Raw genomic sequence first — 4,963 nt, 5'->3', positions numbered from 1 at the left:
GCAGATCACCGCCCACCCGCAGCTCACCTGGCAGTTGCACAAACCGGTTGTAAGCCTCACCCCATGGCGAGTTGCTCAACACCAGCGCGGCCACAGCGGCCAGCGCCAGCACCACGCCCGAAAGCGATTGCGAATTGATGAACTGGTTGAGGGTGCGGTGGACAAACTTGAGCATGCCCTATTGTCCCAGACCCGCAGGACGGCGGCCCATTGCGCTGCAGGCTCCGGGCCGCAATGCTGCTCTCTATTGCGCGGACTGCGGAAGAGGACCGAAGCTGGCAGCCTTGCCGGAGGCGGCCGCCGGCAGCACGGCCTTTTCCATCTCGGCACGCCGCATCGGGCGCAGCACATACCAGGCCATCAGCGCCGCGATCGCGTTCATGACGCTACCGACAATGAACACTGCGTGCCAGTTGCCGGTCATTGCCGTGAGCACGCTGGACAGTGGAACCAGCAGCGACGCCGTCCCCTTGGCCGTGTAAAGCAGGCCGGCATTGGATGCAGCGTACTTGGAGCCAAAGGTATCGGCGCAGGTTGAAGGAAAGAGGCTGTAGATTTCGCCCCAGGCGAAGAACACCATAMCCGTCAAGACCACGAAGGCGACCGGATTGTGGCCAAACTGGTAGAGAGCCAGGATGCCCACCGACTCGATGCCAAAGGCGATCAGCATCGTTTTTTCACGGCCGATCTGGTCCGACACCCAACCAAAGAACGGACGGGTGAGCCCGTTGAGCACGCGGTCAATGGCCAGGGCAAAYGTGAGCGCMGGCAGCRCCAGGCCCATGATGCTGACGGGCACGTCRCCGACGTKGAAATCCTTGGCGATAGGKCCGAGCTGGGCCGTAGCCATCAGSCCRCCGGCCGCCACCATCACGAACATGACGTACATCACCCAGAACACGGGTGAACGCAGGACTTCGGACGGCGTGTAGTCGCGCCGGCTCTGTTGCACATTGATCGTGGAGATCGAGCCGCTTTTGGCCAGATTCGCCGGTGCCCGCGTCAGCAGGAACGACACGACAAATACGATCACACCCTGAATGATCCCGAAATACAGGAAGGCAGACTGGTAGCCGCTGCCCTTGATCATGGCCGAGATCGGAAGAATGGTGAGCGCGGAGCCCGCACCGAAGCCCGCGGCTGTCAGGCCCGCAGCCAGGCCGCGGCGATCCGGAAACCACTTCAAGGCATTGCCGACACAGGTACCGTACACCGCACCCGCGCCAATGCCGCTGATCGCAGCAGCGATGTAGAGCAGCATCAGCGAATCGGCAAAAGAATTGATCACCCAACCGACGCCGCAAAGAATGCCGCCGACCATGACCACCGGACGTGGCCCGAAACGGTCGACCAGGTAGCCTTCAATCGGCACGAGCCAGGTTTCGGTCAACACAAAAATCGTGAAGGCCACCTGAATGGCGGCCTTGCTCCAGCCGTACTTGTCGGCAATCGGATTCACAAAAAGGGTCCAGCCATATTGCAGGTTGGCAATCATCGCCATGCAGACGATGCCCAAGAGAAGCTGTATCCAGCGATGGGCGCTGGATGGTGCGGGGGTTGCCGTAGGGGCGTATGTCATTGATGTCTCCTGTCTCTTTTATGCCGTGGAAATTGCGATTGCAATCGTTGATGCTGTTGTTGTGAGCGGATTGTGAGAGCGGACATTTATGAGCCCATTGACCGCGATCAAGTTTGAAAAAAACTTTACACATCGCTCAAAAAAACGAAAGCGGATTGAAAGAATCGCGCCATGCCAAACCCCGGCCACTGCGATGGATTTGATTTACAGAATGGGGAGTGCGCTTGTTAGCGGCGCTGAGCCTGAGCGCGCAATGCGGGATCAGCAAGTGCCCGGCATTGCACCGGCGGCACTGAAAAGAAAACAAGAGAAAAGAGCAACCGCGTGGTGCGGTCTACTGCCGGCGGCGCAAACCGCCCGGCAAAAATTAGCGCGCTCGCAGCGCGCTGATAAAAATATGCAGAGGCGTAGCAGCAACCAGCTCACGCAATACAAGGCGTACGCGTGCACTGGCGGCGGGCTGGGCAATCTTCAAATACAAGGCGAAGGCGGTCATGAATTTCCTTTGTGGCGTGAGGCATCTACGGACACAATCATAGGGTAAACCCTTAATCCCTTCAACCCACCAGCTAACCCCCCCCGAACCGGGTGTGGCCAGCGTCAGCCCACCATGTTTTCAGGCCGCACCCAGGCATCAAACTGCTCGCCCGTGACATGGCCGGAGGCCAGTGCCGCATCGCGCAGGCTGCTGCCTTCCTTGTGCGCCTTTTTGGCGATGAAGGCGGCCTTGTCATAGCCGATGTGCGTGTTCAGCGCCGTCACCAGCATCAGCGAGCGGTCAACCAGCTCGGCGATGCGTTCGCGATTCGGCTCAATGCCGACGGCGCAGTGGTCGTTAAAGCTCACCATGCCATCGGCCAGCAGGCGCACGCTTTGCAAAAAGTTGTGCGCCACCATGGGCCGGAACACATTGAGCTCGAAGTTGCCCGAGGCACCGCCGAAGTTGATGGCCACGTCGTTGCCGAACACCTGTGCCGCCAGCATGGTGACGGCTTCGCTCTGCGTCGGGTTGACCTTGCCCGGCATGATGGACGAGCCGGGCTCGTTCTCGGGAATGCTGAGCTCGCCGATGCCGCTGCGCGGGCCGCTGGCCAGCCAGCGCACATCGTTGGCGATTTTCATCATGCTGGCGGCGAGTGTCTTGAGGGCGCCGTGCGCATGCACCAGGCCGTCGACCGAGGCCAGCGCCTCGAACTTGTTGGGTGCAGTCACAAAAGGCAGGCCTGTCAGCGTGGCCAGTTCGGCCGCCACTTGCTCCGCATACCCCTTCGGTGCATTCAGCCCCGTACCAACGGCAGTACCGCCGAGTGCCAGTTCATACAGGTGCGGCAAGGCGGCACGCACATGCTTTTCGCCGTGGTCAAGCTGCGCGACATAACCCGAGAATTCCTGGCCCAGGGTGAGTGGTGTCGCATCCTGCAGATGGGTACGCCCAATCTTCACGATGGTGCCGAAGTCTTGGGCTTTTTGCGCCAGCGTCGCGCGCAACTTCGCAATCGCTGGCAGGAGCTTGTGGGTCATGGCCTCTACAGCGGCAACATGCATGGCGGTAGGAAACACATCGTTGGACGACTGGCTGCGGTTGACATCGTCATTGGGATGCACCAGGCGGCCCTCGCCGCGCTCGCCGCCCAGAATTTCGCTGGCGCGATTGGCCAGCACTTCATTGACGTTCATGTTGGTCTGCGTACCGGAGCCCGTCTGCCATACCACCAGGGGGAATTCGTCCGCATACCCGCCCGCGATCACCTCGTCGGCTGCGGCCACGATGGCTTTGGTTTTTTTCTCGTCCTGAAGGCCCAACGCATGGTTGACCCTGGCCGATGAGCGCTTGACCTGCGCCAGCGCCTTGATGATTTCACGTGGCTGCTGCTCGCCCGAGATGTCGAAATTCTGCAGCGAGCGCTGCGTCTGCGCACCCCAGAGTTTGTTGGCCGGCACCTCGATAGGGCCAAAGGTATCGCGCTCCGTGCGCGTGCTGCTTGTCGTCATGGAAATATCCTGCGCGTCAAAAAAGATGGTTAAGAGTCCTAGTATGACCGCAGACGAGAAAGATTCTCATCTGAAGGGTTTTGGATCCTCTCGCCCGACATGCCCGAGTCGCCCGCCCAAGGGCGGATAATTGCGGGGTTTGCCCGAAATTTCCCCGAAACGCCCTCATAACGACGACCCACCATGACCACGATCAAGCAAGCCGACCTCATCGAATCCGTAGCCGCTGCCCTGCAGTACATCAGCTACTACCACCCCACCGACTACATCGCCCACCTGGCGCGCGCCTATGAGCGTGAGCAAAGCCCGGCCGCCAGGGATGCGATTGCACAGATCCTCACCAACAGCAAGATGAGCGCGACGGGCCAGCGCCCGATCTGCCAGGACACCGGCATCGTCAACGTGTTCCTCAAGGTCGGCATGGACGTGCGCTGGGAAGGCTTCACCGGCAGCATTGACGACGCCATCAACGAAGGCGTGCGCCGTGGCTACAACCACCCTGACAACACCTTGCGCGCCTCTGTGGTGGCCGACCCGCAGTTCGACCGCAAGAACACCAAAGACAACACACCGGCCGTGATCTTCACCGAGCTCGTGCCCGGCAACAAGATCGACGTCACCGTGGCGGCCAAAGGCGGCGGCAGTGAAAACAAAAGCAAGATGGTCATGCTCAACCCCGGCGACTCGGTGGTCGACTGGGTGCTCAAGACCGTGCCCACCATGGGCGCAGGCTGGTGCCCGCCCGGCATGCTGGGCATCGGCATTGGCGGTACTGCCGAAAAAGCCGTGCTGATGGCCAAGGAAAGCCTGATGGACGACCTGGACATGTACGAGCTCCAAGCCAAATCGTCTTCTGGCGCCAAGATGACCAAGACCGAAGAGCTGCGACTTGAACTGTTTGAGAAGGTCAACGCGCTGGGCATAGGCGCGCAAGGCCTGGGCGGCCTCACCACCGTGCTGGACATCAAGATCAAGATGTACCCGACGCACGCGGCCAGCAAGCCTGTCGCGATGATCCCCAACTGCGCCGCCACGCGCCACGCGCACTTCGTGATGGACGGCAGCGGCCCGGTCTACCTGGACCCGCCTTCGCTGGATCTCTGGCCCAACGTGAACTGGACGCCCGACTACAAGAAGAGCAAAAAGGTCGATCTCAACACGCTGACCAAAGAAGAAGTTGCCAGCTGGAAGCCCGGCCAGACCTTGCTGCTCAACGGCAAGATGCTGACCGGCCGCGACGCGGCGCACAAGCGCATTCAGGACATGCTGGGCAAGGGCGAAAAACTGCCGGTGGATTTCACCAACCGCGTCATCTACTACGTCGGCCCGGTCGATCCAGTGCGCGATGAAGCCGTAGGACCTGCCGGCCCGACCACTGCCACCCGCATGGAC

General features: G+C 60.8%; 5 protein-coding genes. 2 read left to right on the top strand and 3 right to left on the bottom strand.

Going from position 1 to position 4,963, the window contains the following annotated elements:
* Together AC1D1P_RS14095 and oxlT are read right to left on the bottom strand one after the other, a co-directional pair.
* Positions 1-175 (bottom strand): Na+/H+ antiporter NhaA (locus AC1D1P_RS14095; protein ID WP_477673418.1); only part of this gene is annotated, 175 nt, incomplete at its 3' end.
* A 69-nt stretch (positions 176-244) separates the two neighbouring features.
* Positions 245-1,579, bottom strand: coding sequence for an oxalate/formate MFS antiporter (oxlT, locus tag AC1D1P_RS14090; RefSeq protein WP_477673417.1), 1,335 nt, complete (start codon positions 1,577-1,579; stop codon positions 245-247).
* A gap of 88 nt (positions 1,580-1,667) precedes the next feature.
* Between oxlT and AC1D1P_RS14085 the strand changes: the two genes are divergently transcribed.
* Complete coding sequence (locus tag AC1D1P_RS14085) at positions 1,668-2,123, top strand: hypothetical protein (RefSeq protein ID WP_477669049.1); 456 nt, start codon at positions 1,668-1,670, stop codon at positions 2,121-2,123.
* A 56-nt stretch (positions 2,124-2,179) separates the two neighbouring features.
* Here the strand turns inward: AC1D1P_RS14085 and fumC are convergent, their stop codons facing one another.
* A complete protein-coding gene (gene fumC, locus AC1D1P_RS14080) occupies positions 2,180-3,571 on the bottom strand; it encodes a class II fumarate hydratase (RefSeq protein WP_477669048.1) in 1,392 nt (463 codons plus the stop codon).
* Positions 3,572-3,754: 183 nt separating this feature from the next.
* Here fumC and AC1D1P_RS14075 point away from each other — a divergent pair.
* A partial coding sequence (locus tag AC1D1P_RS14075) for a fumarate hydratase (RefSeq protein ID WP_477673416.1) occupies positions 3,755-4,963 on the top strand: 1,209 nt, incomplete at its 3' end.

The sequence above is a fragment of the Polaromonas sp. P1_E1_2 genome, assembly GCF_056406035.1.
This window is presented reverse-complemented; position numbering and strand designations above follow the sequence as displayed.

What these genes read in the sequence shown, in the direction of transcription:
- fumC (WP_477669048.1), bottom strand. Translation starts at nt 3,571, where the DNA reads ATGACGACAAGCAGCACGCGCACGGAGCGCGATACCTTTGGCCCTATC.
- AC1D1P_RS14085 (WP_477669049.1), top strand. Translation starts at nt 1,668, where the DNA reads ATGAGCCCATTGACCGCGATCAAGTTTGAAAAAAACTTTACACATCGC.